This window comes from Akkermansia sp. N21116 (assembly GCF_029854705.2).
Lineage (GTDB): Bacteria > Verrucomicrobiota > Verrucomicrobiia > Verrucomicrobiales > Akkermansiaceae > Akkermansia.
Map to the genome: position 1 here is coordinate 2,205,492 of NZ_CP139035.1, position 26,537 is coordinate 2,232,028.

Below are 26,537 nucleotides of genomic sequence, written 5' to 3' on the forward strand. Positions count from 1 at the left end.
CGGTATGATTCCGGAAGTGAGGCTGCCTGTTTTTTTATTGTACCAATTTTACATCTTGGCTACCGGGGAATGCTGAAGGAAGTCTGACTTGTCGAGGTTATCTTCTGGAAGGGCGATGGTGGGAGGAAGGACCGAATGATCCGGCTCCGTCCCGCGAACTTGAGGATCTGTCAGACGAGGATGTACTGCTGGATGATGATGAATGGCTTGAATAGTAGCTGTCGCTGAATGGCCTGCTGCCACCGGATCCGGAGTAGGAACTTACGGGGGTATATGAACCTCCGCTGAAGGAAGGACGACTATGGCGACCGCTGTTTCCCGAAGAGGAGCTGGGAGCATGGGGGCGTGAAGAGGCTTCCGGTCGATTACTGACAGTCCATTGGGGATCGCCGGTCCCCGGGCGAATCGCGGAAGAAGGACGTCCCGGACGATTGCCCGATGGCCTGTTGTTATTTTCCGGTCTGTTCCAGGAAGGTGTATTTGGGGAGGGTCTATGACCCGCTGATGGCCTGTTATACGAGGGATGGGAAGAGTTGGGCCTATTGTTGTAGGAAGGGGAGGAGGGGCGGTGGGAGTTACTGCCCGGTCGTGAAGGAGGCATGGGCTGGGGCCTGTTGTTGGGGCGATGGTATACTAAGGGCCGACCATGATTCCACGAGGGTTTCGGACGTTCCAGATAACGGACTCCGTGCGGCCAGTGGTAGTGCCCTCGGTAATAGTATGCGGGTCTCCATGAGGGAACGTAGCAGTTGCTGTACAGGAGGTTGATGGAAAAGATGGGACTTCCGGCCGGGCTGTATCCGTAAACGGGTCTGCCCGCATAATAGCCATAGATGGGGAAACCGGCGCTGTCGTACATATAATTTCCATAGCCGGTATAGCTGTTGTAGCTGACGTAGTCTCCTCCGTATCCCGATGAGGCATAAGTGGTGGATACGGACATGTTGTCCCAATAGGGATCTGCAACGCAGCCGGAAAGAAGTAGGCATCCGGCTAGTATGCTGGCGAGAGCCCTGAAAGGCTTGGGAATGTGGATGAACTGTTGCATGGAACTTACTCCTTTACCTGTAAAGCGACACGGATCCCATTTTTTGTGGAATAAAAATTCGAGGCTTGGCTTTGTTTCTTGTTATAGAGCCACTCTTTTTCTAAAATTGCAAGCGATGACACGGGATAGGGAATGTTTAGTTGAAGGCAAAACGGTTGGGTTGACTGTTTTTTGCGATAAGGCGCCTCGGACGTTGGCACGGACGCTGGCTTCTTATGAAAGGAGCGGGTTGCTTCGGTTTTTTGACGATGTCTGTGTATTTTTTATCGGAGGGCACAATGGGGATTCTGCCGTGGCGTCCAAGTACGGATTGAGAAGTTTCATGATTGATGATGGACTGGGATTTGGCGGTGCTTTGAAGAAGGCCGTAGACGTAATGGATGCGGATTACGTGTTGATGGTGGATCATGATCGGGCTGTGTGGGGGGGGAGTACTGTGGAAAAGTTGCGTGAGCAATTGACCGAGGCGATGGGGGTGCTTGTCCGGGATGCTGCGGATGTTGTCCGGTTGCGTCATTCATGGATGGGTAAATCTCCGGTTAGTGCGGCAGCGGTTTATTCCTACTTTTATCCGGTGGATCAATTGTCCAGCCGATGGAAACATGCTGAGAATTTGTCGGATGCTCCTTCATGGATGAAATTTTTCAGGAGATTGATGAATCCTCTCCGTGCCAAGAGATGGATTGGGAGATCCGTTTATGTGGAAGAAAATCCGCATTTGAAATTTCCTTCATACATTCACAAGGATGGCAATTTGTTTATTGTGGATAGCGCCGTATTCCATTGGAGCAATCAACCGAGTCTTGTTTCGATGGGATTTTTAAAGAAGCAAATTATGGGAGCAACGGAGCATTCCCTTTTTTCACAATGTGTGACGGGGAGCGATTTGGAACGTCTTGTCAATTCTAGGAAATGGCGGAACGCGCACCATAGAATTGGTGTAGCCCCGGGTATTTTCCTTTGACTGTGTATCTCGTCTCCGGCATCCGGTTCGTTTGATGAAACCGGAGTAGAGACATTTAGCTGCTTATTCGCAGGATACGTACCGGATTTCCAGCGAAGGATTTGTCTTTCCGTATGAGGTAAGGAAGGAGTATTTAATCCTGCTCGAATACTGAGGCTCCCAGAATTCGTACTTCATCCATTTTCAGAATGAAATAATAGGGGAAATCACTCATTTTACCGAAGTAGAAAGAGGTATGCCCGGGTTCGCCGGCAGGAGCTATTTCGAGGATTTTTTCCTGAAGTTCCTGAGGAGGGGACAAAGTCTGATCGCCTGTGGTGTTATCAAAACTGTCGTCTTTGATGTTAATTTCCGCCTGGCTGGGATCCAGAACTATTTTGAGGCGGAAGACCGGATTTTTCAAAGCTTCTGCAGCATCCATATCGGTGAAGGGAAGCCAGCGGACGACTTTCATTCGTTCCAATTCGCTGAGATAGCGGTTAGCTCTGTTGTTGTCAATAATGACGGTGACGTCCTTGCCGTCCTGCGTGCCTTGCCAAGTGTCGTCAAGGTAGTCGTATTTGAGGATGAGCGGAGGCTGTCCGATCCTTTCCAAATACATTTTACTGAGTTCGAATCGGCTGAAATTAAACAATTTGTTCTGTTTCCAATACAGGGATTCAGTCGGGAAGGAATCGACATAGGCGGAAGAGATTTGGTAGATGCTGGGTTTTCCTTTCTCCTTGGCATACCAGGAACCGTCTTTGCCCGTCCCAAAGGAGAAAATGGTCAAGTCGTTATTGGTCTGCTGGATGGCAATAGACATGTAAGGCTGGTTTAACCCATAGTCGGACAAGTCTGACGGGTTGTCGGTAGCGAATCCAATGACCGGTTCTTCCAGAAGAGTTTTTAGCGACTTGAAAAGTTGGGCCTCATTGATGGGAGCTTGATTGACGTCTTCCGCAGAATATACCCATTCCGGAGCAGCTTTGTTACCTTCGCGGCCGCGAGGGAGAAGGCGTATGTCGATTGGGAAGCCACCTACTGAGCGGATGAAGAGGCCTTTGATCGTTTTATTGTCAATCGAGCAAAGAGTTTGGGATCGCAAACTGTTGAGGCTGAGCGGGAGATCTTCTGTACCGGGGAAATCAGGGTTAGTGGCAATGGGAAGTTCGAAGACGGCTTTGCGGTCGGAAACGGTAGCTTTGACCGTTTTGGAGGTGGGAGTATCGGACGGATAGAGTTTTAAAGTCAGAGGAGGGTCTCCGTCGAAATTTTCGAGGGTAATAGACGTGATGTCCGAATTCTTGGCATCAGGGAGTGTGACGTCCGAAGGATTATATACTCTGGAGGCCGTCAATTTGTGGAGACCGTTAAGGAGTTTGGTAACGGTTTTTTGGTCAGCTTTGACGGGAAGTGGTGTTTCAATTTCCCAGGGAGCTTCGAAGATGGTCCGGGTAAGGACAATCTCTTTGCCGCCGTGATGGATAACGATTTTTCTGGGTTGCGATGGAAGTTTAATGACAGCCGGGGGGAGCAGAAGGGGACGGTGGTCTCTCAATTGTCTGATACCTTCTTTAAACAGAGGAAGGATATTACCTGTGGTTACCAGGATGTTACGGTTGTTCCCGTAAAAATCCGTCCGCATGTAGGTGGTGGCATTGGTGTTGCCTTCCTGATCTTCGACGATCCACGGAGCGGTGGAACCGAGGATGTAACGGGCGATGGTGCTCTGTTTGTGCTTGCCGGAGTTGTTTTTGAGAGTCAGTTGGATGGGCGTAGTTTCGATCCCGAATTCCCGCATGGATCCTCTGACGGTGTTGTTGAGGGGAAGCTCGTCGACAAGCGCCGTGGAATAGGTGAACTGAAGGATTGCGGCAGCCGCGCGGGGATCCATACGGTCATTCCAAGGGGTAGAAAGCCACCAGATGCCCTTGTCGTTGATTTCGGCCTCTGCCATGTCATTGACGGTCCGGACGCGCATCCATGAGACGCTGTCTATTTCCTTTTTGCTGTAAGGGAAGATGCGTTCTCCTTTTTCGAAAACATTGTGCCCCGTCAGGCGGGACAGATTCCCGTCTATCGTCAATACGACCGTGGCTGCCAGGCAGACCAGTGCGATGATGCTTAGAAGGATAGTACGAAAGAGGAGCATGGGATCGTAAAAAAGATGGGGGGAAAAGGGCGGTCCTGTTTTTAACTACGGCGTGTGTTCCAAATGACCAGGGCGATCAGCAGAGCCAGCAGCGGAAGGCCGAGGTTGATCAACATCTGCAGGAATGATAGGGCGTTGCGATCCAGGTTGAGCTTGATAGTCAGGTCATGATTGGAACCCATGCCGGCGAGTTCTTCGCGGTCTGTCATCCAGGAAACGATGGAACGGATGAAGTCTCTCTGTTCCGGCTTGATCTGCTTCGGACGAAGGATGTCCACATTCCCGAAGACGGCCATACGACCGGTTTCCTTGCTGAGATTGATATCGCTCGTGTTGCCGCGGAGAATGGCTGCAGCGATCAGTAGAGGGCCGGGGTTGTCTTCCTGGGCGTCAAACTGAGGGTTGAGTTTGTTATATTTTGTTTCTCCGTAAAATTCGGATGTGGTAATGAGGAGAGGGAAGGTTTTTATTTTGCGATTGCCGAGTTGAGGATCTTCATCGGCGATTTGGAGGGAGATGCTTTCTCCTTCGAGGCCGGTACTGGAGTTCCAGAAGTCTTCCGTGCATTCCAGCCCCGGAGCGAAGATGGCGTTGATCTGATAGTAGGCTTGTTTGCGGTTGCGCAGGAGGATACGGTCATCCTGAGGGCGTATCCCTTGTTCGCGGAGGAAGCGGTAGAAGTATTTGTTGTCTTTGGCATTGGGATCAATGAAGGCAAGGACGGCGGATTTTGGGCGATTCCAGTAATCCGAGATGACGTCTACTTCTTCTTTGGTGAAATCGTACTGTGGGGCGACGATCATGAGACCCATAGCATCATCTGGTATTTTTTTAAGCCCATTGATAGCGAGTGGTTTGGGTTCAAGATTCTGGGAGAGGCAGATATGTTCCAGCGTACGGTAGACTGAGTCTTCGTTATCTGTTTTATCGGCGTTGAAATTGCTTTTGTCGGAAATGACGTATAGGGGACGACGAACGCCTTCCAGAGCACTGATGAGCCCGGCGGTCATCATGTCTTCCATTTGAAGAGCAACGGCTTTCATGCCTTTCCCGTCCTGACTCTTTTCGTACACGACGAAGGCGTCACCGGGGATGTGTTGGACATGGGAAACTCCTTCCCGTTTGCCTTCAAAGCTTTTGAGGGAACGGGAAGTATCCTGCCTGGCATCAATCACAACTTGATTTTTCTTGAATTCGAGGCCGTCGTAGATGAGGGCTATTTCGCGAGCCCGGTTGGGTTGCCGCAGGGGGTCGATGAATTCGACTTCGATTTTGCCGTTGGAATTGTGGACGTAATCTTCTAGAAGAGACCGCATGCGGGTGTAGTTCTGAGTGGTTCTCTGGAAGGCGAAGATGATTTTGACGGGAGTCTTCCGTTCCTGAAGGAGGTGGGAATTCAGGAGATTGATGGACTGGGACGAAATAACGTAACGCTGATCTTCGGTCAGATCCCGGCGGTAGTATTCCCGGAAACTGATATAATTGACGGCAAGGACGATGAAAACAAGCAGTGCCAGGTTAAGCCAGATTAGAAAACTTTTCCTTTTCCTGTGGGGCTTGGCGGCGGGGGCGGTTTCTGTAGATTCGGGTTCACTCATGGTGGTGAATAGAGAGGGGAAATAGGTTCGGGAATGACGGATTAATGTTTCCAGCGCCTGTGATCCACAACGCGGATAGTCAGGGCCAAAGTCAGGATAGTCATGCTGATATAGAAGATGGCTGGACGCGTATCAATCAAGCCGGCGGAAAAACGGTCCAGATGTTCGGAACACGAGATGTAGTGGAAGATACCTGCTGCGGGGAATTCTCCCCATATGACGGGAACAAGACCAAGGAAGAAGATAAAGACGAGGGTACCGATGGTGGTGATCCCCGAAATGATCTGGCTACTGGTTAGAGATGAGCAGAGCAGTCCGATGGAGGTGAACCAGGCTCCGATGAGCAGGATGATTGAATACGCCCCGACCCAATCGCACAGGCGGTAACTCAGCTGGATGCCGGTGTCGGTCGAATAGCCGTGGACAAGATTGATGTAAACATCGGATAGCTCGCCAATAAGGGGGTAGAGGAGCATGGGCAGCCAGAGGATTATATAGAAAGCATAGGCTGCCAGGAATTTACCGATGATTACCTGCGGCGTTTTGATAGGGGCAGTGAGGAGCGATTCCAGAGTGCCTGTTTTTTCTTCTTCGGCCATGAGGCGCATGGTGATGAGCGGGAAGATGAACAGGAAGTAGAACCAGAAGGTGGGGGAGTGGAGAATGAAGAACAGGATGCCTTCTTTTTGAGGGGCGATCTGGAACATCTTCAAAGTGGCGGACAGAGACACGCCTTGCAGCGCCATGACGAAGGCTAGAATGATCCAGCCGTATGGCGTCCCCAGGTAACTCCGGAGTTCTTTGCGGAAAATGGTGATAATGGATGACATGGCAGCGTTGGATGGAATGGGATGTCGGGAGAAAGCGGGGTAATGTGAAACGAAGCGGCGAATTAGTTGCGGCGGGTCATTTCCACGAAGACTTCTTCCAGATTGGGCACATGGCGGTACATGTGGCGGAGAGGACAGTTTTGCCCGACGATGATTTGGGCCAGTTTTTCCCGCGTATCGGTGCCGGCTTCGGCCCGGACGGTGACAGTGTGCCACCCGTCTTCCGAGGTTTCTTCGAAGATGACTTTCTTGACGGCGGGGATTTCTTCAAACATAGCGGTGATTTTTTCCAAATCGCCTTTAAATTCAAGATTGATGCGTCCGGCCGCGCGAAGGTTGGAGGTAAGGTTGGACGGGGTATCTTCTGCCTTGATAATGCCTTGGTCGATGATGATGACCTTGTTGCAAATCATTTCCACTTCACTGAGGATGTGGGTGGAAAGGATGATCGTATGTTCCTTGGAAAGTTCTTTGATGAGTTCCCGGATCTGGCGGATCTGGTTGGGGTCCAATCCGTTAGTTGGTTCGTCGAGAATCAGAAGATCGGGACTGCCGAGCAACGCATCCGCAAGGCCGACGCGTTGGCGATATCCCTTGGAGAGGGTTCGGATCATTTTCCGGTGCACGTTTTCCAATCCGCAACGTTCCAGGGACTGGGAGACGGAGTCCCAGATTTTCTTGGAAGGGATGCCCTTCAGCCGAGCCCGGTATTTCAGATATTCGGTGATGCGCTGGTCATCGTAAAGCGGGACGTGTTCCGGGAGATACCCCAGGTGTTTTCTTGCTTCCAGGGTTTGTTCCACGATATCGTATCCGGCGATGGTGGCGGAGCCTCCGGAAGGAGGAAGATATCCCGTCAGCATCTTGAGCGTTGTGGTTTTACCGGCGCCGTTGGGGCCAAGAAACCCGACGATTTCTCCTTTGTTAATGGTAAATGTGGCATTCTTGACTGCCTGGAAACGGCCAAAGGTTTTGGAGAGGTGGTCGGCTTTAATCATGGATGCTGAAAGTGACGACACTTATACTAGGCAAATCGTGGGGAGCCACAAGTCGATTTTTCCATGTAACCGCATCGGATAGCATGAAATACGTGGGGATATGTTTTCTCCAAATTTCGTGAACATGCTGAATGCTTGACTATTTCTCGGTTGGCGCGTATGCATCCGCCGGTTTCGTTTTCCTCAATAAATGACACAGGAATTGCCATCCGATTCACAGATTCAGTCCCAAGTCCCCCGTTCCGATACCGGGGAGGGGAGAGATCCCGACTGTGTTGGGCATTCCGGCGGGAAAAAACGAACCTCGTTCCAGATTTCGGCGGATGCGTTGCTGCACTATGCTGTGATGATGATGGCGGCCGGGGCGCATACGTCCCGTGTTGTCCGCAATACGTCGCGTATTGCGGAATCGTTCGGGTACAGTGTGGCTATTACGATTCTTCAGAAGTCCGTGATGATGTCGGTCAAGCGCAAGGAGGACCATTCCATCCGGCAGACACTGATCAAGAAGATCGAACCGGCTCCCATCAATTTCAGGACGATTTCACTTCTGAGTACACTGAGTTGGGAAGTGCATGACTGCCATTTGTCCGTGAATGAATTCCGGAGGAAATACAGGAAAATCGTCGCCATTCCCTCTATGTCGCGCTGGATGGTACTGATGCTGGTTGCCTTGGCCAATGCATCGTTTTGCCGGTTGTTTCAGGGAGACCTTATCGCGATGGTGGTTGTGTTTGCTGCAACCCTGTCCGGTTTTTTTGTCCGGCAGGAAATGATGAAACGGCATGTGAACCATTACATTGTGTTTACTGTCTGTTCCTGTGTGGCTTCTCTGATTGGCGGATTGGCCGTTTTCTTTCAATGGGGGACGACGCCGAGTGTTGCCATGGCGACGAGCGTTCTTTTTCTGGTACCGGGAGTTCCCTTGATTAACGGGATTATGGATTTGCTTCAGGGATTTGTCCTGATGGGGATTTCCCGGTTGGTGGGTGCGTGCAACCTGATTATTTGCATTGCACTGGGATTGGCCATTTCGTTGTACATCTATGGAGTGAACATGTTATGATACCGGATTTTGCACTGTCGATTTTGGCTGACGGATTTTTTGCTGCTGTGGCGGCTATAGGTTTTTCGGTGATTTCGAATCCTCCCCGGAAGGCGATCCCGATCTGTGCCCTGCTGGCTGCCGTAGGACACGGTCTGCGTTTTTTCCTGATTGAGAATACGTCGATGGGGATTGTTGTATCCACCTGTATCGCATCGTTTATCATCGGACTACTGAGTATTTTCTTCGCCAAGCGGGTATATTGCCCGGCAGAGGTATTTGCCTTCCCCTCTTTGCTTCCGATGATTCCGGGGATGTATGCGTATAAGACGGTGTTGTTTTTAATGCAGTTTTTCCAGACGGAGAATGAAAAAGTGCTTCTCGATACCTTGATCGGAGTTTTTGCCAACGGGTTGAAAACGGTATTTATTCTCTTTGCCCTGGTTGTGGGTATTGCCCTGTCTCTGTATAAGGAGCAGACGCTTATGATGACACGCCGCCCCATGGGGAACCCTTCTCCCGAGGGCAAGAAACATTAGGGTCCCTTTCTCGCCCGGCGGAAAGAAGGTCTTCATGGTGGGCAAAAAGAGGTGAATGTTCCGGAGGACGAATGTCGACAGGCAGTTTATTGTCAAGAAATTCGGCGCATGTAGCTTGGAATTCCTGCTGTGTTGCCACTCTGCGGATGGCATATCCAAAGGCATCCGGCAAGCCGCAGGTCATGTAGACCATGAATTTCTTCAACGAGTTGACGTGTTTTTTTTCATCGAAGCGATCCTGCGTGGCAGCAGTTTCCTCCGATAGGAGAAGGGCGTAGCGGTAAAGGTCTCGCCGGATGAGAGCAGGGACGGGCTTGCCGCAGAAACTTGCGCGTAATTGATCGAAGATCCAGGGATTGCGGATGGCTGCCCGTCCGATCATGAATCCGGCGGGGCGGCATTGTTCCATCCAGACGGAAGCTGTTGCCGGATCCACGATGTTGCCGTTGGCAATGACGGGGCAGGGCATGACTTCTACGGCATGGGCGATCCATTCCGGATGAACGGGACTTCTGTATCCTTCCCGGACGGTTCTCCCATGGATGGCGAGCCGGTCTGGACAGTGTTTGGCGATGATGCCCAAAATAGCGGAAAATTCCTGTGGATCTTCCCATCCAAGCCTGCATTTGACGGTGAAGGCACCTTCAGGCAGAGCATCTCTCAGGCCTCCGAGGATGGTATCCATCGTGCGTAACTTTCGCAAGAGGCCTCCGCCGGCGTTTTTGTGGCAGACGAGATGGGCCGGGCATCCCATGTTGAGATCGACTCCGGCAACGGGATGCTCCATGAGCAGGCGTGCATCCCGCACCAGGGAGTCGCGGTCACTGCCGACGAATTGGGCGTAGATAGGACATCCGGTCGGGTTCTCGTCGATAGATCTCAAAATTTTAGGATCGGGCTTACTGTGATGAGGGCTGGATCTGAAATATTCCGTGATGAAATAGTCGGGCAGGGTTCCGAGGGAGGTCAGGACACGGAGGAAAGCCAGGTCCGTGATGTCTTTCATGGGAGCCAGGGCGAGAAGCATGTGCGATGCATACAGGGAACAGCTTCTTGAAGCAAGAGACAATGACTTCTTGACGCGGAGGATTTCCTGTGGCCTCTTGTCGGCATGGATCGTCAGCCGAAACGCAATTCGCGAGTGAATGTCCGCCGTGCCGAAGTGATGGGGATTGTCCAGGAGAAGGTACGCCGCCATTACCAGAGCGCCCTGGTGGAATCTGTTCGTTCTTCCGGGAACCGTTTGGAATTGGGACATACGACTTTTGTGCTGGCTCCGGAGTTCGGGTTCTGCACCGGAGTCCAACGTGCGATTGATATTGCGTATGCCGCCCGGAATGTTTTTCCCGAGAACCGTATTTTCCTGATTGGGGATATTATTCATAATCCCGAAGTGAACCGCCAGCTGGCAGCAATGGGAGTGATTCGCCTGCCTTGGAAGACGATGACCGACGAATACGATGAGCTCTGTGAAAAAGACGTAGTTATCGTTCCTGCTTTCGGGGTTCCGGTTCCGTTTATGGATTTTTTGACGAACAAGGGGGTTTCCATCGTCGATACGACCTGCGGCGACGTTGTGAAAGTGTGGCGTCGAGTGAAGGATTTTGCGGCTATGGGGGTTACTTCTATCATTCATGGCAAGGCGACTCATGAAGAAACCCTTGCTACGGCTTCGCGCGCTCTCGGCGAGGACGGACGCGGGAAATACATCATTATTTTCACCGAAGAGGATACACGCGCCCTTGCGGATTATATGATGGGGCATGGGTGCAGGGATGAATTCATGAAACGTTTTGAAGGAGCCATGTCTCCGGGATTTGATCCTGACCGCGACCTCGTCAAGGTGGGGCTGGCCAATCAGACGACCATGTTGAAGAGCGAAACCCAGTCCATCCAGACGATGATCCGCAACGCGGTGGTTAAACGCGATGGCAATGATGAACGATATTCCGTTTTCGATACGATTTGCGGGGCGACGCAAGATCGCCAGAATTCCCTGTTCCAGTTGTTGGATGAGAAACCGGACATCATGTTCGTCGTGGGTGGCTACAATAGCTCCAATACGACTCATCTGGTGGATATTGCAAAGGAATCCGTACCGACGTTTTTCATTGAAGCCGCAGCTTGCATTCGTTCCCTGACTGAAGTGGAATGTTTCGATACCAGGCTTCACCGGATTGTGGAAAGTTCCTTTCCCGAAGTGATGGGGAATCCGGATGTTCCCGTCAAGGTGGGGATTACGGCCGGAGCTTCTTGTCCGGGCAATCTCGTCGAAGAGACGATTTTCCGCGTCGGCATGCTGCGGGGGGATTCGTTTGATTCCATCCTGACCGCTGCCGGCATGCTTCCCGGTCAGTACCAGTAACTGGCAGTCAGGAACCAGACGATCATCAGGGCGGCTATCCCTAATTTGAACAGGAATCCTGCGAAGATCCCCAGAACAGCCCCTATCCCGGAGGAAAGACTTTCCCGTATTTCCCGTTTTTGAAACCCGACCTCAAAAATAACGGCCCCCAGGAAAGGGCCGATGAGGATGCCCATTGGGAAAAAAAACCTCCGATGAGAAGTCCGATCAGGCTTCCCCAGAGACCGGCCTTAGTGCTGCCGAAGCGTTTGGCTCCCCAATAGGTGCAAATGTTATCTCCCAGCATGCCGATGATGCAGAGTAGGGCAAGAGCCCCCCACGTTACCCATCCGGGGGAATATTCCGGAGAGGAAGAGATGAAGGAGGCGGTCATGCAGCCCAGGAATATCATCGGGTGGCCCGGCACGACGGGGATGACACAACCAGCGAGTCCCATTCCGACAAGGATCAGGACAAGCAACGTCAATGCCGTTTGAAGGGAATACTGTAAAATGATATCCATGGGCGGAGATAAAAACAGACTAACCCGTATAAGGATTAGTCTGAAGAAATGCGAGGTAGCAGCCCCCTTGTTCGTCATGGTAGCTGCGCCTTGCCGATTTCCGACGAATTATTCGGAATCAGCTGCAGGAGCCTTCTTGGCGGGAGCTTTTTTGGCAGGGGCCTTCTTGGCGGGAGCTGCTTCGGTTTTAGGAGCGGCTGCCTTCTTCTTGGGCGCTGCGGGCTTCTTTTCCGAGTCGTCGTCCTTGGCAATGGAGACGGCAAGTCTTACAGGAAGGGTTTTGCTAGCCTGTTCAAGCTCTTTCTTGCGCTTGATGTAGTTGATACGGCGGCGGCGCTTGGTGACTTTGCGGTGTTGCTGACCCATGATTGGTAGTTTGTTGGTTCTTTAATCTGGATTTTCTCTTTCTGAGTGAGATGGGCTTATTTAGCTTTAACAGGGGGGGGTGGGCAAGGATAAATTTACAAGAGAACACGGAAGTTGCCGTTCATGTGTTTGTATTTGACGCGAAAGCGGGAATATTCCATCACTTGGATATGGATTTCAAATTGCCCAGAACGCGTTTTGCTCCCAGTCCGAGCGGATTGCTCCATTTGGGTCATGTACTGGCGGCCTGGAAAGCCCGAACCCTTGCCGACGAACTGGGCGGGGAATGTCTGCTGCGGATGGAGGATATCGACACGGTCCGGTGCCGGACGGACTGGGCGGACGGCATCATGGAAGACTTGGGCTGGCTCGGAATTCGCTTTGACGGAGAGGTTGTTTTCCAATCCAGTCGCATGTCTTTGTATGCGGCTGCTTTGGAACGATTGAAATACCTTGGGGTCGTTTACCCATGTTTTTGCACGCGGCGCGAAATTGCAGAGGAACTCGCCCGTTCCGGAGGTGCTCCCCAGGGAGAAGCGGTGGATTCCTATCCCGGTACCTGCCGTGATCTACCATCTGATCTCCGGGATGAGCTGATCGCTTCCGGAGCCGCTCATGCATGGAGGCTGGATTGCGCGCGGGCAGCCGCGTTGACGGGCGACCTTGCCTGGGTGGATCTGCGTTTTGGCCGCCAAGTGTGCCATCCCTGCATGTTGGGAGATGTAGTTCTCGCCCGCAAGGATTGTCTGACCAGTTATCATCTGGCCGTTGTGACGGACGATGCGGAACAGGGCATTTCCCATGTGACCAGGGGTGAGGATCTTCTGCCTTGTACAGGCATACACCGCGTTCTTCAGGAACTCCTCGGCCTGCCTGTTCCCGTTTGGGAACACCATAGATTGGTTTGCGATGACCGGGGAGTCAGACTGGCCAAAAGAAATGGGAGCCTGGCTATACGTACACTACGGGAACAGGGCCTCTCTCCCAGAGAAATCATGCAGATGATTTGTTAGGGAAAATGGCATTGACACCTTGCATGGTGGGGTATAAAGTCCACATCAATCCAGAATTAGTGATGAAGAGTTATCAACCGATGGCTGTCCTTGTGGCAGTAAGCACAATAGCCCTGGTTTCATGTGAGCAGCCTCCCCGTGTTGTGGACAGGCCGCTACCCGGATTCAATGGAACGCCCTATACGAATACGGAAACTCCGTCTGTGATTCCTGCTCCCGATCAAACGGAGCTTCTTAACCAGCTTCAGGATCCATCCTCAATTGGCATTGATCCCAATAATCAGCAGGGATTAGCTTCTGGCAATACGGGAGTCAATCCCGGTACGGGTACGATTGGGCAGATTCTTGCCAATCCCGGTACGACGCCTTCGCCGACTATTACCCCGTCTCCGACAGTCAAAACGCCCGTCCAGACGCCTAAGGTAAATCCCGTGACGCCTCCTGTAAATCCTCCCAAACCGGCCAATAACGAGTCGATCCAGACTGCATGGCCGACGGAAGATCCGATGGTCGTTTTCAGCCCGTATGACCGGACGAAAAAGATCCGTATTCAGAAACCTGACGGTACCCGTCAGGCTCCCGGTACAATCATGCGTGATCCTCACTTTCCGGATCGCAAGTTTATCGTGCCGTAAGTGCTCTTCCGGAGTTTTCCTCATGGAGGCAGATTCCCGATAAGATGTTTTTTCATACAGCACTTTCCTTTCGGGTCAGTGCTGTTTTTCTATACTTTTCCTACTCGTGATAGATTCCATCATTATCCGTACCGTATCGATACTGGGCCCGGGGCTTCTGGGCGGTTCGCTGGCTCTTGCTCTGAAAAAATACAGCCCCGGCATCAAGGTGCATCTATGGGGACGCCGGGAGGAACCGCTGGAGACAGCCAGAAAACTGGATGCTGCGGATTTGTATACGGTGGATTTGAATGAGGCCGTCCAAGGTTCTGACCTGGTTGTTTTGGCAACTCCTGTGGGAACTATGCGTTCTATGATGGAGCAAGTGGCTGCCGGGAATTTGGAACAGGCACTGGTGACGGATGTCGGCTCAGTGAAGGGGTGTGTCCACCGTGATGTGGGTTCGTGGCTTTCCGAACGCAACGTGGCATTCATTGGCTCCCATCCGATGGCAGGATCGGAGAAACAGGGCATGGAATATGCGGATCCGGAGTTGTTTTGCAATGCCATGGTTGCCTTGACGAATGAGGAAAATCTGTCCTCTTCGTTAGTTTCATCTCTCCGTCTATTCTGGGAAACCGTGGGAGGTCGTGTGATTGAGATGGACTCCGTTTCCCATGACCGGGCCGTGGCCAGGATTTCCCATATGCCTCATGCTCTGGCGTCTGTTTGTGCCAGGGGCTCCGGGAAGGATTGTACGGATATGCTTGATTCTCTGAAAGCTCTGGCGGCAGGGGGGTTTCGTGATACGACGCGCGTTTCGATGGGCAAACCTTCCATGTGGGCGGAAATTCTTATGGAAAACGGGGAGGAAGTCCTGGCCGCTTTGGATATATGTGCCGCGGAATTGGATTGCTTGAGGAATTTGTTGCGGAAAGGGAACAGGGATGCCCTCAAACTCTGGCTTCAGGGGGCCGGTGATATGCGACGGACAATTATGCATCCGTCGCCAGATGAAAGCGGGCTGGAATGATAAATGGAGAGGGGGGAAGCAAACTTACCTTGATTAGTCGGTTCTGCCCATCATGGAGCGGGTTTCATCAACCGTTTTGACTTGGTATTCTTTCAAGGAATAGACTGGAGGAGCGGCTAGATCGGCGCGTTTTTGGATGATGTTTTCGTTCAAATCCGTCTCGAAGGTTTTCTTGCCGTCCCAGGATTTACTGGAATCCCCGTATGAGCTGGTTGCGAAGCTGGCGTCTCCTCCCTGCCATTTGCGGTTATTGAAATTCTCGGCGTTCTTGATGAATTCCGGCGTTTCCACGGTCATTTCGTTGAGTTTGCGGCTGTCTTTCCATGCCTTGGTATCGAAGGCTTTTCTGGAAACGTCGGCGAGGGATGTTTCGAATCCCTTCGTGTCGAACTTTTTCTTTTCAAAGGCATCGTCATTGCCCGTATCGTAACGATTGCCTTCGAATGAGCTTCTGCGGTCCGAGGCAACCTGCATCGTGCCATCCGGCATTTTTTTATAGGAAAACCCGCCGGCATAATGTTCGCGGAGGTCCTTTTCCTGTCCAAAATCCTGACGTACCCCATCCTGTTTTTTTCCGCTGACCAGAGAGGTCTTCCGATCTGTTTCTACGGAACAGGAGACGGTCAGTAGAACGGCGGATGCCAACAGGGCAAATCGTAGGAAAGCTTTGCTCATAGATGCGGATTAACCAATATGACGCGTTAAATCAAGTAGAGAGATGAAAAAAGTGAGGGACCCTGGATTTTTTTTACCTCATGACGGATGCCGCCGGGCCGGGAACTCCGTAGGGAGATATCCCCCTGACGGCTAGTGAAGCGGCATTGCCGATGAAGGAATTGGGTAGTGTCAGCTTTGTTTGATTGCCCGGCAGGAGGCATAACGTGCGCCACTGGGAACCGTAGCGGGCCTGAATGGCCCATTTTCGCGCGGGACGACCGCTGGGTGTCCATGTGAGCGATGTAACGGAGGAGTTGCCCGTGGCACTGAGATTGGGCTGTCCCGGTTCTGCGGATCCCGACCAAGGCATGGCAGGAGGGATTGCTGCATCAGGATAAAGAGCCCGAATATGTTTCTGGATGCCGTCTTTGTTCTGAAGGATGGAACGTATGCTCCAGAAGCATTGACCGGGGGCCGTACGCGCCAGGGAGCGGGAGTATTGAATCTGTCTGGCAATTTCGGAAGCCGGTCTTCCTGGATCTTCAGAGCTCTTAATACGGGCTGTGGCGATGCCGGGCCAAACGGGGCGGGACGGGTTCTGGGCAGCCCACCATTGCATCAAGGCAGGAAAACTCTGCTTGGCCGGTTCACACCTCCAGTAAAGCTGTGGTGCCAGGTAGTCCACCCATCCCTTGCGAAGCCATTTTCTGGCGTCGCAGGCAAGGTTTTCATAGGCATCGACTCCGGCTTCGATACCGCTCGGATTACCGGGTCTCCAAATGCCGAACGGACTGATACCGACGCGTACCCAAGGTTTGGCCGATTTGACCATGTCATACATGTCGGAAACGAAGGAATCAATGTAGTCACGGCGCTGGGAGCTGCTCTTGCCGTCGCGGAGGACGGCGGGAGGATAGGGGTAGAAGTAGTCGTCCAGATGGATTCCGTCGATGTCATACCGTTTCACAATGTCCTCGACGACACTCAAGACATGGCTTCGCGAGCGGGAGATACCCGGATCCAGCATCAGGACGCTGCCGGCGGGCTTGATGATTTCCGGGTGGGAAAGGGAGATGTGGCCTCTGCCTACGCTGTGGTTTTTGTTGGCTTTGGCCCGGAATGGGTTGATCCATGCGTGGAGTTCCAGCCCGCGAATATGGGCCTGGGCTGTTGCAAAGGCGAGGGGATCGTACCCCGGATTAACTCCCGGGCCGGAGAGCCATTGGCTCCAGGGCTCCAGCGAGGAGCGGTAGAGGGCATCGGAGTTTGGGCGTATTTGCAGGAAAACGGCGTTGAGCCTCAACTGGGCGCAGGTGTTCAGAATGCGGATGAGTTCTGCCTGTTGGGCTGAAGCGGAAAGGCCAGACCGGGAAGGCCAGTCAAGATTGTGGACGGTGGCTACCCATGCAGCCCGGAACTCCTGCCTGGGGGGAGGTACGTTTTCCCGGGAAGGCTGCCATGCAAGAAGAGGGGTGGCGGCCAGCAGCAGGCTCAAGGCCGTTCCGTATATTTTGCCGGATATTGAGCGGATTTTCATGGATGAATGCAACTGCGACAGATGTACCCGATAGGCGGGAGAATGTCCATCAGTCATCGGGACTTCCCCTATGGTTTTTCCTGTCAGAAATGACTGGGAAAGACGTTTTTTAAACAAAAATGCGCTTGGGCGTCACTATACAGGTATATGAACGAACCGATGAAAAAGAAACTAAAATACGTTTGGCTCATTCCGTTGGCTGCCATGGCTTTTCCTCTGAGTTCCTGTACGACGGATGCCTACGGCAATACTTCGGTATCTCCGGGAGGAGCCGTTGCCATCGGTGTGGGAGCTCTGGCTGCCGGAGCCATTGCCGGTGCGGCCATCCAGAACAATCATGATCGCAAGCACCATTACGACGACCGTTACCATGATCACCATCACCACAATGACCATTACAGGCATGATTACCGCCATTACCATCGCTGAGGATGGCGGGAGTAATGATCAGTTGTTTCGAAAAACGTTTCCCGCCGGACAACATGCGGCAGGGGTTCCTTTTCTTTGTTGTATGGATTCTTCTAAAGAGGAATGGTAGAATGATGGCTTGATTCGGTCTCTTGAACGTGTTTAGTAACATTCATGCATTTTCGCTTGCCGGCGACTCTGGGACGAATGGCCTTCAATGTATTGGATCTTTTTGGATCCATGGGCGTCCTGTTTTTCGGTTTCCTGCGGAGTTGTTTGTATGGGAAGTTCCGCTACCGGGTGCTTGTCGATCAAATCATGAGGATCGGTGTCGGTTCTCAGCCTGTTGTCCTGCTGACGGGAGTTTTTACCGGGGCTGTGCTGGAGGCCCAGACTCTTTTCCAGCTTCAGACGGTGAAAATGGAGACGATGGGGGGGGCGGTCGTAGCCGTGGGTATGTTCCGTGAGCTGGGTCCCGTCATTACGGGGTTGATGCTGGCGGGACGTGTCGGATCTGCCATGGCTGCTGAAATTGGCACCATGCAGGTGACGGAACAAGTGGATGCTCTGAGGACGATGAATGTCGATCCTGTGGACTACCTCGTCAAACCACGCATCCAGGCGATGTTGATTTCCACGCCGATTTTGATGCTGGAGGCTGTTCTGATGGGGGTTCTTGCTGCGTATGTGATCGGCGTTGTGTCTTTCAACGTCAACGAGGCCTACTGGCTCCACTTTATGCAGAAGTTTGTCGCAATCGGAGACTTGGTTTGTTCGGTTGTCAAGGCTCTTGTTTTTGCTATGTTGATCGGGATTATTTCCTGCCGGGAAGGAATGGCTACTGTAGACGGTGCCGTAGGTGTCGGGCGTTCGACAATGCGCGCCATGGTATATTCCGCCGTTTCCCTGCTGGTTGCCAATTTCCTGCTGACAATGGTGCTGAACCAGATTTTCCCGATGGGGTTCATGCGTTAACGAAATGACCGGAAGACGAATTATGCAAACACCCTACATTGAAGTTGACGGCATTACCCAGTCTTTTGGATCCCAGCGTGTGCTGGACGGAGTCAGTTTTGAGGTGAAACGCGGAGAACTTTTGGCGCTCATAGGCGGTTCCGGGGCGGGCAAAAGCGTCATCCTCAAACATCTTGTCGGATTGCTGGATCCCAAGTCGGGAACCGTCATGATTGATGGCAAGCGCATGAGCAATGTTCCCGAGGCGGACAAGGCACCTCTGCGTTCCAGGATCGGCTTTATGTTCCAGCAGGGGGCTTTGTTCGATTCCATGAGTGTTTTCGAGAACGTTGCTTTCCCGTTGATCGAGCAAGGTATTAAAGACGAAAACGAGATACGCTCCAGAGTGGAGGCCGCCCTGGCTTCCGTGGAACTGGACGGGCATGGTGACAAAATGCCGGCCAACCTTTCCGGGGGCATGATCAAGCGTGTAGCTGTCGCCCGGGCCATGGTGTCGTCCCCCGAGTGCCTGCTGTATGATGAACCGACGGCCGGATTGGATCCGGTCGTATCCGACAATGTCAGTTTCATGATCCGCCGCATCTGCATTCGGGAAAACATTACGACGCTGATCGTTACGCATGACATGAGCAGCGTTATTCATATCGCCGACCGGGTGATCTTTCTGGACCGGGGTAAAGTCCGCTGGACAGGTACGCCGCTGGAATTGGTGAAGACGGAAGACCCTCTTTTGATGAATTTCGTCCGCGGCTCGTCGGGCGAGGACTGGAAAACCCTGCAGGGGGAACCCAGACCGAATTTTCAGGAAAAACTGATTAACGAAGCAATTCGAGAACGTTATCACATTTGATTATTTTTATGAGTAAAAAAACCAGAACGGAAACATGGGTGGGGCTGTTCCTGCTGATCGGGATTATCCTGGTGACGGTTGCCGTCCTCTCCGTCGGCAATTTCAAAACATCTTCGGATACCACATATCCTATCAGTATCATGTACAAGGATGCCGCCGGATTGATCAAGGGCTCCCAGCTTCGACTGGGGGGGGCTTTTGTCGGAGAGGTTGTGTCTCCCCCGGAATTGACGGAAACCGGCAACAGGGTCATCGTTCACGTCAGAATCAACAAAGCCGTCAGGATCCAGGTCGGTTCGGATTTTCGCATCGACATGCAGAACCTCCTTGGAGACAAATACATCGACATTGTTCCTCCCGAAGAACCGACTAATCAGTACCTGCCTCCAGGTTCCCTCATTATGGGACAGACGGAAAGCGATCTGAACAAGATCAAGAACAATGCCGTCCAGGCCAGTCAGGATGTGGTAAACCTGTTGCGCAAGCTGGACGAAAACTTCGACAATATCGAACGGGCGATCAACGATATTTCCTATGCGGCCAAAAGCCTGGCAGAAACAACCCGGAAAATCAACGAAGGGATCTTATCTACGGAAAACGTTTCCTATGTAAACGGAATCCTTAGAAATACCGACGAAACGACCCGGAAGATGCCGGAGATGATCGACGAAGCCCGCAACTCTCTGGTGGCGCTGAACGATACCATGACCGATGTGCGAGACGTAACTAAATCGATTGGAGAGAAACTCAATCTTCTGGATCCGGCTTTCCGGGATGCGGCTCCGACCATGGCTGCTGTCCGCCAGACAGCCAACAACGTTTCGACAATAACACAGGATATCCGCAAGGGTAGGGGAACCGTCGGAACGCTCATGTATGACAAGTCCTTCAAGGAACAGATCGAACAGTTTATCCGTAATCTTCGCGATTATGGCATTCTGCGGTACAGGAATCCCGATGAACCTCCGCCTTCGACCGATCCGCGAACAGGTTATTCCGGAAGTCGCCGTTGAGCGGAATGACAGATGATGGTAACATAGGCAATGAATTCAGCTTGCAAATCATCCTCGCCTCCGCCAGAATCCTACGTAGAAGAGAAACGGGCGAGACGTAAAAACAACGCTTTCTTTTCAACGAGAACCATTTTTTCAGCATCTAACGATTATGGACAATACAGAAACCAATACTCCGTCTTTTGAACACGCTAAGGATGAATTGAAGACTGCCGCAACGATTGCTGCCGACGCTATGACCGAAGCTGCCGATGTGGTTGCCATTCAAGCCGTTCAGGCTCGTGACGTGGCTGCCGGTCGTTTCAAGCAGGCTCGCGAATTTGCCGCTTCCAAGGTAAGTCAGATCCGTCAGGCTGCCGGAGAACAGGCTTCCGTCATCCGTGATTACGCTGTCAGCAAGGCCTCCATTGTCCGCCGCAAGGCTGGCGAAGGCTGGGACGATACCCGTGACAAAGCCAAGGAACTCCATTCGGCCGGCGAAGAATACGTCAAGGCTCATCCGACCAAGTCCGTATTGATTGCGTTAGGTGTGGGTGTTCTTCTGGGAGCTCTTCTGCGCCGCCGCTGATGGAACGCGCCAGAAGGGCACGAGTTGCTCAATTCTTTCTCCGGCACCTGATATTTCAAATAGGCAGGGAGGGGGATTGACTATACTTTGTTCCTTCTGGTTGTTACGCAAATGAATATGTCCAGTCTTCCCGGACGGGGAGGGTGAACTTCCGAAGGCGAATATGATGAATATCTTTTCCAGATTGTACGATTTCGTTCCCTTGGTTACCGGCTTGTTCGGAAGGGGGAACAGTCGAAATGAGGGAGAAGGAATGAGCCGTTCCCTGTCGATGATCCTGTCGGCAGGACTGGACCATGCTCATTCGCTTTTTTCCCTGTTCCTTCTGGAATTGGGAGAAGCGGCCGAGAGGTTGCGCGGTAAGGCAATCTGCCTGGCGGCGGGCGTATTCCTGCTCTTCTTCACCTACATTTTTTTCTGTATAACGGCAACGGTTCTGCTGAATATTTGGCTGCATAGCCTTCTGTTGGCTTGTACTATTATGTTCGCCCTGCACTTGATCGGCGTGGTTGTTGCCTTTGTGCTGGCCTCCCGCATCAAAGTCGGTCCGGTGGCGCCGGAAACGCTTCAAGAGCTTCAATCCGATTACGAATGTCTGCAAATTGCCATCAAAGAAAGCAGGAACTCCTGACCCGGTTGGCCGAATCCCGCGTTGAAATGCTGGATGGAGTTGAACGAATAACGTCCAGAGTGGAAACTTCTCTGGACTGGTTGGGAAATGTCCGGTCGGGAATCACCCGGCATCCGGGCATTTGGATTGGCGGTTCCTTGGTTTCCGGCCTTTTGGCAATCAAGATTCTTTCCGGCTTGTTCGGACACCGTCGTCGATGCTGCGGTGCTTCCGCTGAGGAGCCAAGAAGAAGAGGATTGCTTTCGGGGGCTTTGTCCGGGACGGTCAACTTATTGATCATGACGGCTCTTCCTTCTTTACGCACTTTTGTTCAGGAGTTTGTCCGGAACAAGATGTCTGCCTGGATCAAGGAGCGGTGATAATTCCGTGATATGTTTATTTTTTGTGCCGGACTTGCCGTCCGGCATTTTTTTTACGCTTCTCTCTGTTTTTTCTGGTCAAGAAGAAGGGTGATAGGTTAGTGTGCCATATTATCATCTTTGTTGTAATCAGGACATGAGTGAATATATTTTGCCACATGTGGACGGTTATCTGAAGATCGGGCAGGATTTCGATTGCTCCGATATTCATTTGGCCGTGAATACCCCTCCGACATGGCGTCGGTATGGACAGTTGATGCCGATTTGGGCAGAAGCTCCCAAATTGACTCCGGCTGATACGGATACCCTTGTCCGTAGTTTCCTGCTGGAGAGGGAATGGAACCGTTTGCAGGAACGCGGTGACGTTGATTTTGCCTATTCTAACGACTTTGGCCGTTATCGTGCTTCCGTCGTCAAGCAACGCCTCGGCTATGATCTCTGCTTCCGTATCATTAATACCCAGGTGCGCACGATGGACGAAATCGGGTTGCCTACGGAAGATATTATTCCCCTGACTCGTTTTAACAACGGCCTGATCCTGGTGACCGGTTCTGTCGGTTGCGGTAAATCAACCACGCTGGCGTCAATCGTCGATTTCATCAACCAGGACCGACAAGACCATATCATCACTCTGGAAGACCCGATCGAATACATCATCAATAGCAAGGGCTGCCAAGTCAACCAGCGAGAAGTCCACAAACACACCGAATCTTTCGCCAGGGCGCTTCGCGGCGCTCTCCGTGAAGACCCGGACGTCATCATGGTCGGTGAAATGCGCGACTTGGAAACGATTTCTCTTGCTTTGACTGCTGCTGAAACGGGCCACCTTGTGCTCGGTACCCTGCACACGGGATCCGCCGCTCGTACGGTTGACCGTGTTCTGGACGTGTTCCCCGTCGAACAGCGTGACCAGATCCGAATTATGGTCAGTGAATCCCTTCGAGGCATTATTTCCCAGCAACTCGTTCCCCGCGCCGACGGCAGAGGACGTGCTCTTGCCATTGAAATGCTCGTCAACACGCCCGCTATCGGCAACTGTATCCGTGAAGGCAAAACCTTCATGATCCCCGGTTGCATCCAGACCGGCAAGGCTCAGGGAATGATCCTCATGGACGACTCTCTGAGGGCTCTGCACAAGGCAGGCATTATCTCGACCGAAGAGTGCCTGTTCCGTTGCGATGACAAGACGATCATGAAAACCTATCTCGGCATCAAGGACTGATCAGAATCCACCGAATCACATCGATTTTTCAACCATTAATTTTGAAGGAACAATCAAGCCATGGCCGTTATTGACCAATATTTCCGTTACCTTGTCCAAGAAGGCGGGTCCGACTTGCACGTCAGCGAAGGACAACCCCCCAAGGTCCGTATCAACGGATCTATCGTCCCCATCAACGATACGCCTCTGGAAGGCGAATCGTTCAAAAACATGTTGGCAGAAATCTGCGATGCCAAATCCTTCCATACATATCTGGAAGAAGGCGATCTCGACTTTGCCTATGAAATGGACGAGAACTCGCGTTTTCGATGCAACTTCTTCAAACAGCAAAACGGTCTCGCTGCCGTTTTCCGTTTGATTCCGACGAAGATCGCTACGCTGGAACAGCTTGGCGTACCGGAAGCCGTCAAGCAGTTCGCCCATCTTCGCTCCGGTCTTGTGCTGGTAACGGGACCTACGGGTTCCGGTAAGTCCACGACACTGGCCGCTATCATCGACTACATCAACAGCAACCAGTCCCGGCACATCATTACGGTGGAAGAACCGATCGAATTCGTCCACAATAACAAATCCTCGATCATCACCCAGCGTGAAGTGCCTATTCAGACCCCATCGTTTGCCGACGGCCTCCGAGCTTCCCTTCGTGAAGACGCCGATATTGTGCTCGTGGGTGAAATGCGAGACTTGGAAACGATCTCTCTGGCCCTGACGGCAGCGGAAACCGGTCTTCTGGTTTTCGGTACCCTGCATACGAACAATGCCCGCAAGACGGTTGACCGTATTATCGACGTGTTCCCCTCGGAACAGCAGTCGCAGGTGCGTACCATGTTATCCGCATCCATTCGCGGTGTTGTCGCTCAGCTCCTGATGAAGCGCAGCGACAAACCCGGTCGAGTAGCCGTCAACGAAATCATGTTCGCTACGCCTGCCGTTAGCGCCATTATCCGTGAAGGCGCCACCCAGAAACTGGCCGACGTTATCGTCGGTGGCAAGAGCATGGGTATGCAGTTCATGGATGATGCCATCTGGCAGAAACTCCAGCAGGGCATTGTCTCTCCGGAAGAAGCCTACATGAAGAGTATCGATAAGGCTCGTTTCCGCAATTTCCTGCCGGCGGCGTCCAAAAAACTCGGTGATGCCGGCGGCGTCTAACTGCAAGAACAAGCATCAATTTTGTTAAACCCGAAGGGCTGTCTTTCTCGTGAAGGACGGTCCTTCGACTCTGATGGGCATCGACTTCTGGCTACTCCTGTCATCAATACGGTCAATACGCCGGATCGCCTGATGGGGATCGTCGGCGGGAACGTGTTCGGTCGCGAATCGCTTGGGGAACTCCGGGTGCAGGTCGCGCGCAGGACTTGGGTGACACGCGCAGCGAAGGCAACGTAGGATTCCTGTCCAATCCCGGCTTCAGCCGCAAAGTGAAGGGGAATAAGGCAGGGGCGACGGGGCTTCAGTTCGGGGCAGGATTGAGCCTTCCCTCGGGCGACCAGGGGACGATATTCGTGGATGCTACGGCGGACATCCGCAGCGGGATGACATCGGCGAGCGGTACAACTTCTGAAGTAGACGCAATACAATAGGAACACCCGGCCCCCCTCTTGCCTGTGTTTTTCAAGCGGGTCAAGAGGGGGGCCTCGTTTTATGTCCTATGAAATCGATCTATTGCAAAAAAGTCCATCCATGAAGAAATTTGTTCTCATCCCAATTCATATTTTCCCTTCTCGGAAAATGAAGAAAGGACTACCTACCAAGGTAAAAACCTTGGTGAGATAGTCCTCTCACTGAAGTAGCCCGGATCTCGAAGGATCCGGGAATTAATTAGAGTTCGGAAACTTTTTCCTTCAATTCCTTGCCAACCTTGAACTTGACAACGGAACGGGCAGGGATGGGAACATCCTTGTCCGGAGCTTTCGGGTTGCGGCCAACCTTGGCCTTGACTTCCTTGACATGGAAGGTACCGAAATTACGAATGACGACGCGGTCTCCGTCGGCAAGAGTGGAAGAAATGATGTCAACAGCACGCTGAATAACATCGAACACTTCAGTCTGAGTCAGTTGCGTTTCTGCGCTAATCTTGTTAACGAGGTCACGTTTGGTTAATGTGTTAGCCATAATATAAATTGATACTGTGTGGAGTGGATGTCTCTCTCTTATCAGACATTCAGTTTTTGTCATTCAAAAAAACAGCCATTGTGACATGAATGTGTTTTTTCCTCATTTTTGGACTAAAAAGTCTTATTTTACTTGACGTTTGAGGATTTTGACGTCTCGATAATGGAGGCGATTTGACTCGGCATTTCCAGGGAAAAAAACGACTTTCGGTATGGGAACAATTTCTACAATATTATTGACGGATGATCAGTCGGAACGTCTGCGTTCCCTATTGGAAGAGAATGGGTATGAATTCAGGAAAGTGCCTTATGCCCGGTACAGTTACACGCGTCCGGGATTGACGGTAACGGTTTATGAAAAAGGAAACAAGTTGCTTGTCCAAGGAAAGGATGCCGAGGAATGGGTGGAGTTTACGCTGGAACCGCAGATTTTGGGCCAGAGCATGTTTTCTCTTACAGCCGGAGGAGGAACTCCCGCCGGGAAACTTGAGCCGTGTACTCCCCATTTCGGAATCGATGAAAGCGGCAAGGGAGACTACTTCGGTCCGCTTGTCATTGCAGGAGTGTATGTCGATGAGGTTATCGCGGACAGGTTGACAACGCTGGGAGCATGCGACAGCAAACTCGTTTCTTCATCTTCCAGAATCCGTTCCCTGGCCTCTGCCATCCGGAAGGTGCCTGGCATCCAATATGTCGTCGTGAGCGTTGGTCCGGAACGCTACAATGAACTCTATGAGCATTTCAAAAATTTAAATACTTTTCTGGCTTGGGGACATACCCGTGTGATTGCCGGATTGCTGGAGAAGGTGCCTTCGTGTCCCCGTGCCTTGAGTGACCAGTTTGCCCATGCTTCCGTGTTGAAGAGGGCTCTTGCCCAACGGAAGCTTGACATTAAGTTGGAGCAAAGAACCAAGGCAGAGAGCGATGTCGCCGTGGCCGCAGCTTCCATCCTGGCTCGTGAGCGTTTCGTCAACTGGATGGACGAGGCTTCGCAGGCAGGCAAAGTGAAATTGCCGCTGGGGGCATCCCGACAGGTGATTGAGGCTGCCAGGAAACTGGTGGAGGTCCATGGGGAGGAAATGCTCTCCAAAGTTGCCAAAATGCACTTTAAAACAACGCAGTCCGTTCTTCCGGGCAAGTAGGCCTGTGGACGG

General features: G+C 52.1%; 29 protein-coding genes. 18 read left to right on the top strand and 11 right to left on the bottom strand.

Features of this window, described 5'->3' with window-relative positions:
* Window positions 1-97: 97 nt before the first annotated feature.
* Entirely contained in the window at window positions 98-1,048 is a 951-nt protein-coding gene (locus QET93_RS08555) for a hypothetical protein (RefSeq protein ID WP_280125378.1), read from the bottom strand.
* A 322-nt stretch (window positions 1,049-1,370) separates the two neighbouring features.
* Here QET93_RS08555 and QET93_RS08560 point away from each other — a divergent pair, with 322 nt between their 5' ends.
* Entirely contained in the window at window positions 1,371-2,012 is a 642-nt protein-coding gene (locus tag QET93_RS08560; protein WP_280125377.1) for a hypothetical protein, read from the top strand.
* Window positions 2,013-2,145: 133 nt separating this feature from the next.
* On the opposite strand, the gene QET93_RS08565 is transcribed toward QET93_RS08560, so the two are convergent.
* The 4 genes from QET93_RS08565 to QET93_RS08580 form a co-directional block, all read right to left on the bottom strand.
* Window positions 2,146-4,146 (bottom strand): DUF4340 domain-containing protein, encoded by a 2,001-nt coding sequence (locus QET93_RS08565; RefSeq protein WP_280125376.1) that lies wholly within the window; start codon window positions 4,144-4,146, stop codon window positions 2,146-2,148.
* A gap of 41 nt (window positions 4,147-4,187) precedes the next feature.
* Window positions 4,188-5,744 carry a Gldg family protein gene (locus tag QET93_RS08570; RefSeq protein ID WP_280125375.1) on the bottom strand — a complete coding sequence of 519 codons (1,557 nt, stop codon included), beginning with the start codon at window positions 5,742-5,744 and terminating at the stop codon, window positions 4,188-4,190.
* A gap of 41 nt (window positions 5,745-5,785) precedes the next feature.
* Window positions 5,786-6,574 (bottom strand): ABC transporter permease, encoded by a 789-nt coding sequence (locus tag QET93_RS08575; protein ID WP_280125374.1) that lies wholly within the window; start codon window positions 6,572-6,574, stop codon window positions 5,786-5,788.
* Between the two features lie 62 nt (window positions 6,575-6,636).
* Window positions 6,637-7,572 carry an ABC transporter ATP-binding protein gene (locus tag QET93_RS08580; protein ID WP_280131470.1) on the bottom strand — a complete coding sequence of 312 codons (936 nt, stop codon included), beginning with the start codon at window positions 7,570-7,572 and terminating at the stop codon, window positions 6,637-6,639.
* Window positions 7,573-7,762: 190 nt separating this feature from the next.
* Between QET93_RS08580 and QET93_RS08585 the strand changes: the two genes are divergently transcribed.
* Window positions 7,763-8,638 (top strand): threonine/serine exporter family protein, encoded by an 876-nt coding sequence (locus QET93_RS08585; protein ID WP_280131469.1) that lies wholly within the window; start codon window positions 7,763-7,765, stop codon window positions 8,636-8,638.
* Entirely contained in the window at window positions 8,635-9,156 is a 522-nt protein-coding gene (locus tag QET93_RS08590; protein WP_280125371.1) for a threonine/serine exporter family protein, read from the top strand. The genes QET93_RS08585 and QET93_RS08590 overlap by 4 nt, the downstream gene beginning before the upstream one ends.
* Here the strand turns inward: QET93_RS08590 and QET93_RS08595 are convergent.
* Complete coding sequence (locus tag QET93_RS08595) at window positions 9,101-10,183, bottom strand: tRNA-dihydrouridine synthase (protein WP_280131468.1); 1,083 nt, start codon at window positions 10,181-10,183, stop codon at window positions 9,101-9,103. The two genes, QET93_RS08590 and QET93_RS08595, sit on opposite strands and share 56 nt — an antisense overlap.
* 84 nt (window positions 10,184-10,267) lie before the next feature.
* Here QET93_RS08595 and QET93_RS08600 point away from each other — a divergent pair, with 84 nt between their 5' ends.
* The gene (locus tag QET93_RS08600) at window positions 10,268-11,521 is read left to right on the top strand and encodes a 4-hydroxy-3-methylbut-2-enyl diphosphate reductase (protein ID WP_280131467.1); all 1,254 of its coding nucleotides are present in this window, start codon (window positions 10,268-10,270) and stop codon (window positions 11,519-11,521) included.
* A gap of 82 nt (window positions 11,522-11,603) precedes the next feature.
* Here the strand turns inward: QET93_RS08600 and QET93_RS08605 are convergent, their stop codons facing one another.
* Window positions 11,604-12,023 (bottom strand): DUF456 family protein, encoded by a 420-nt coding sequence (locus QET93_RS08605; RefSeq protein WP_280131466.1) that lies wholly within the window; start codon window positions 12,021-12,023, stop codon window positions 11,604-11,606.
* Window positions 12,024-12,131: 108 nt separating this feature from the next.
* A complete protein-coding gene (locus QET93_RS08610) occupies window positions 12,132-12,389 on the bottom strand; it encodes a hypothetical protein (RefSeq protein ID WP_280125367.1) in 258 nt (85 codons plus the stop codon).
* 170 nt (window positions 12,390-12,559) lie between these two features.
* Here QET93_RS08610 and gluQRS point away from each other — a divergent pair, with 170 nt between their 5' ends.
* From gluQRS to QET93_RS08625, 3 genes are all read left to right on the top strand, one after another.
* Window positions 12,560-13,402, top strand: a complete 843-nt coding sequence (gene gluQRS, locus QET93_RS08615; RefSeq protein WP_280131465.1) for a tRNA glutamyl-Q(34) synthetase GluQRS — start codon at window positions 12,560-12,562, stop codon at window positions 13,400-13,402.
* Window positions 13,403-13,407: 5 nt separating this feature from the next.
* Entirely contained in the window at window positions 13,408-14,037 is a 630-nt protein-coding gene (locus QET93_RS08620; protein ID WP_322189945.1) for a hypothetical protein, read from the top strand.
* Between the two features lie 106 nt (window positions 14,038-14,143).
* Window positions 14,144-15,049, top strand: a complete 906-nt coding sequence (locus tag QET93_RS08625) for a prephenate dehydrogenase/arogenate dehydrogenase family protein (RefSeq protein WP_280131463.1) — start codon at window positions 14,144-14,146, stop codon at window positions 15,047-15,049.
* Between the two features lie 33 nt (window positions 15,050-15,082).
* Here the strand turns inward: QET93_RS08625 and QET93_RS08630 are convergent, their stop codons facing one another.
* Window positions 15,083-15,724: a hypothetical protein gene (locus tag QET93_RS08630; protein WP_280131462.1), complete on the bottom strand. Its 642-nt coding sequence runs from the start codon at window positions 15,722-15,724 to the stop codon at window positions 15,083-15,085.
* Between the two features lie 73 nt (window positions 15,725-15,797).
* Window positions 15,798-17,300 carry a family 10 glycosylhydrolase gene (locus QET93_RS08635; RefSeq protein ID WP_322189946.1) on the bottom strand — a complete coding sequence of 501 codons (1,503 nt, stop codon included), beginning with the start codon at window positions 17,298-17,300 and terminating at the stop codon, window positions 15,798-15,800.
* A gap of 102 nt (window positions 17,301-17,402) precedes the next feature.
* Between QET93_RS08635 and QET93_RS08640 the strand changes: the two genes are divergently transcribed.
* From QET93_RS08640 to QET93_RS08685, 10 genes are all read left to right on the top strand, one after another.
* A complete protein-coding gene (locus QET93_RS08640; RefSeq protein ID WP_280131460.1) occupies window positions 17,403-17,672 on the top strand; it encodes a hypothetical protein in 270 nt (89 codons plus the stop codon).
* Window positions 17,673-17,825: 153 nt separating this feature from the next.
* A complete protein-coding gene (locus QET93_RS08645) occupies window positions 17,826-18,626 on the top strand; it encodes an ABC transporter permease (RefSeq protein WP_280125360.1) in 801 nt (266 codons plus the stop codon).
* 22 nt (window positions 18,627-18,648) lie between these two features.
* On the top strand, window positions 18,649-19,476 hold the full coding sequence (locus tag QET93_RS08650) for an ATP-binding cassette domain-containing protein (RefSeq protein WP_280125359.1): 828 nt from the start codon (window positions 18,649-18,651) through the stop codon (window positions 19,474-19,476).
* 8 nt (window positions 19,477-19,484) lie between these two features.
* Window positions 19,485-20,489: an MlaD family protein gene (locus QET93_RS08655; protein WP_280125358.1), complete on the top strand. Its 1,005-nt coding sequence runs from the start codon at window positions 19,485-19,487 to the stop codon at window positions 20,487-20,489.
* A 151-nt stretch (window positions 20,490-20,640) separates the two neighbouring features.
* A complete protein-coding gene (locus QET93_RS08660; RefSeq protein ID WP_280125357.1) occupies window positions 20,641-21,057 on the top strand; it encodes a hypothetical protein in 417 nt (138 codons plus the stop codon).
* A 163-nt stretch (window positions 21,058-21,220) separates the two neighbouring features.
* Window positions 21,221-21,688 (top strand): phage holin family protein, encoded by a 468-nt coding sequence (locus QET93_RS08665; RefSeq protein ID WP_280125356.1) that lies wholly within the window; start codon window positions 21,221-21,223, stop codon window positions 21,686-21,688.
* Window positions 21,649-22,047 carry a hypothetical protein gene (locus QET93_RS08670; RefSeq protein WP_280125355.1) on the top strand — a complete coding sequence of 133 codons (399 nt, stop codon included), beginning with the start codon at window positions 21,649-21,651 and terminating at the stop codon, window positions 22,045-22,047. The genes QET93_RS08665 and QET93_RS08670 overlap by 40 nt, the downstream gene beginning before the upstream one ends.
* A gap of 136 nt (window positions 22,048-22,183) precedes the next feature.
* Complete coding sequence (locus QET93_RS08675) at window positions 22,184-23,269, top strand: type IV pilus twitching motility protein PilT (RefSeq protein WP_280125354.1); 1,086 nt, start codon at window positions 22,184-22,186, stop codon at window positions 23,267-23,269.
* A gap of 60 nt (window positions 23,270-23,329) precedes the next feature.
* The gene (locus tag QET93_RS08680; RefSeq protein ID WP_280125353.1) at window positions 23,330-24,421 is read left to right on the top strand and encodes a type IV pilus twitching motility protein PilT; all 1,092 of its coding nucleotides are present in this window, start codon (window positions 23,330-23,332) and stop codon (window positions 24,419-24,421) included.
* Window positions 24,422-24,627: 206 nt separating this feature from the next.
* On the top strand, window positions 24,628-24,852 hold the full coding sequence (locus tag QET93_RS08685; RefSeq protein ID WP_280131459.1) for a hypothetical protein: 225 nt from the start codon (window positions 24,628-24,630) through the stop codon (window positions 24,850-24,852).
* Window positions 24,853-25,090: 238 nt separating this feature from the next.
* On the opposite strand, the gene QET93_RS08690 is transcribed toward QET93_RS08685, so the two are convergent.
* A complete protein-coding gene (locus QET93_RS08690) occupies window positions 25,091-25,384 on the bottom strand; it encodes an HU family DNA-binding protein (RefSeq protein WP_280125352.1) in 294 nt (97 codons plus the stop codon).
* Between the two features lie 211 nt (window positions 25,385-25,595).
* Here QET93_RS08690 and rnhC point away from each other — a divergent pair, with 211 nt between their 5' ends.
* On the top strand, window positions 25,596-26,525 hold the full coding sequence (gene rnhC / locus QET93_RS08695; RefSeq protein WP_280131458.1) for a ribonuclease HIII: 930 nt from the start codon (window positions 25,596-25,598) through the stop codon (window positions 26,523-26,525).
* Window positions 26,526-26,537 lie beyond the last annotated feature (12 nt).

Coding starts and splice junctions, on each gene's coding strand:
- QET93_RS08660 (WP_280125357.1), top strand. CDS start 20,641: ATGGACAATACAGAAACCAATACTCCGTCTTTTGAACACGCTAAGGAT.
- QET93_RS08610 (WP_280125367.1), bottom strand. CDS start 12,389: ATGGGTCAGCAACACCGCAAAGTCACCAAGCGCCGCCGCCGTATCAAC.
- QET93_RS08590 (WP_280125371.1), top strand. CDS start 8,635: ATGATACCGGATTTTGCACTGTCGATTTTGGCTGACGGATTTTTTGCT.
- rnhC (WP_280131458.1), top strand. CDS start 25,596: ATGGGAACAATTTCTACAATATTATTGACGGATGATCAGTCGGAACGT.
- QET93_RS08680 (WP_280125353.1), top strand. CDS start 23,330: ATGGCCGTTATTGACCAATATTTCCGTTACCTTGTCCAAGAAGGCGGG.
- QET93_RS08645 (WP_280125360.1), top strand. CDS start 17,826: ATGCATTTTCGCTTGCCGGCGACTCTGGGACGAATGGCCTTCAATGTA.
- QET93_RS08630 (WP_280131462.1), bottom strand. CDS start 15,724: ATGAGCAAAGCTTTCCTACGATTTGCCCTGTTGGCATCCGCCGTTCTA.
- QET93_RS08640 (WP_280131460.1), top strand. CDS start 17,403: ATGAAAAAGAAACTAAAATACGTTTGGCTCATTCCGTTGGCTGCCATG.
- QET93_RS08620 (WP_322189945.1), top strand. CDS start 13,408: ATGGCATTGACACCTTGCATGGTGGGGTATAAAGTCCACATCAATCCA.
- gluQRS (WP_280131465.1), top strand. CDS start 12,560: ATGGATTTCAAATTGCCCAGAACGCGTTTTGCTCCCAGTCCGAGCGGA.
- QET93_RS08635 (WP_322189946.1), bottom strand. CDS start 17,300: ATGACTGATGGACATTCTCCCGCCTATCGGGTACATCTGTCGCAGTTG.
- QET93_RS08570 (WP_280125375.1), bottom strand. CDS start 5,744: ATGAGTGAACCCGAATCTACAGAAACCGCCCCCGCCGCCAAGCCCCAC.
- QET93_RS08675 (WP_280125354.1), top strand. CDS start 22,184: ATGAGTGAATATATTTTGCCACATGTGGACGGTTATCTGAAGATCGGG.
- QET93_RS08665 (WP_280125356.1), top strand. CDS start 21,221: ATGATGAATATCTTTTCCAGATTGTACGATTTCGTTCCCTTGGTTACC.
- QET93_RS08600 (WP_280131467.1), top strand. CDS start 10,268: ATGGATCGTCAGCCGAAACGCAATTCGCGAGTGAATGTCCGCCGTGCC.
- QET93_RS08565 (WP_280125376.1), bottom strand. CDS start 4,146: ATGCTCCTCTTTCGTACTATCCTTCTAAGCATCATCGCACTGGTCTGC.
- QET93_RS08605 (WP_280131466.1), bottom strand. CDS start 12,023: ATGGATATCATTTTACAGTATTCCCTTCAAACGGCATTGACGTTGCTT.
- QET93_RS08650 (WP_280125359.1), top strand. CDS start 18,649: ATGCAAACACCCTACATTGAAGTTGACGGCATTACCCAGTCTTTTGGA.
- QET93_RS08580 (WP_280131470.1), bottom strand. CDS start 7,572: ATGATTAAAGCCGACCACCTCTCCAAAACCTTTGGCCGTTTCCAGGCA.
- QET93_RS08560 (WP_280125377.1), top strand. CDS start 1,371: ATGATTGATGATGGACTGGGATTTGGCGGTGCTTTGAAGAAGGCCGTA.
- QET93_RS08595 (WP_280131468.1), bottom strand. CDS start 10,183: ATGCTTCTCGCCCTGGCTCCCATGAAAGACATCACGGACCTGGCTTTC.
- QET93_RS08585 (WP_280131469.1), top strand. CDS start 7,763: ATGACACAGGAATTGCCATCCGATTCACAGATTCAGTCCCAAGTCCCC.
- QET93_RS08655 (WP_280125358.1), top strand. CDS start 19,485: ATGAGTAAAAAAACCAGAACGGAAACATGGGTGGGGCTGTTCCTGCTG.
- QET93_RS08575 (WP_280125374.1), bottom strand. CDS start 6,574: ATGTCATCCATTATCACCATTTTCCGCAAAGAACTCCGGAGTTACCTG.
- QET93_RS08670 (WP_280125355.1), top strand. CDS start 21,649: ATGTCTGCAAATTGCCATCAAAGAAAGCAGGAACTCCTGACCCGGTTG.
- QET93_RS08690 (WP_280125352.1), bottom strand. CDS start 25,384: ATGGCTAACACATTAACCAAACGTGACCTCGTTAACAAGATTAGCGCA.
- QET93_RS08555 (WP_280125378.1), bottom strand. CDS start 1,048: ATGCAACAGTTCATCCACATTCCCAAGCCTTTCAGGGCTCTCGCCAGC.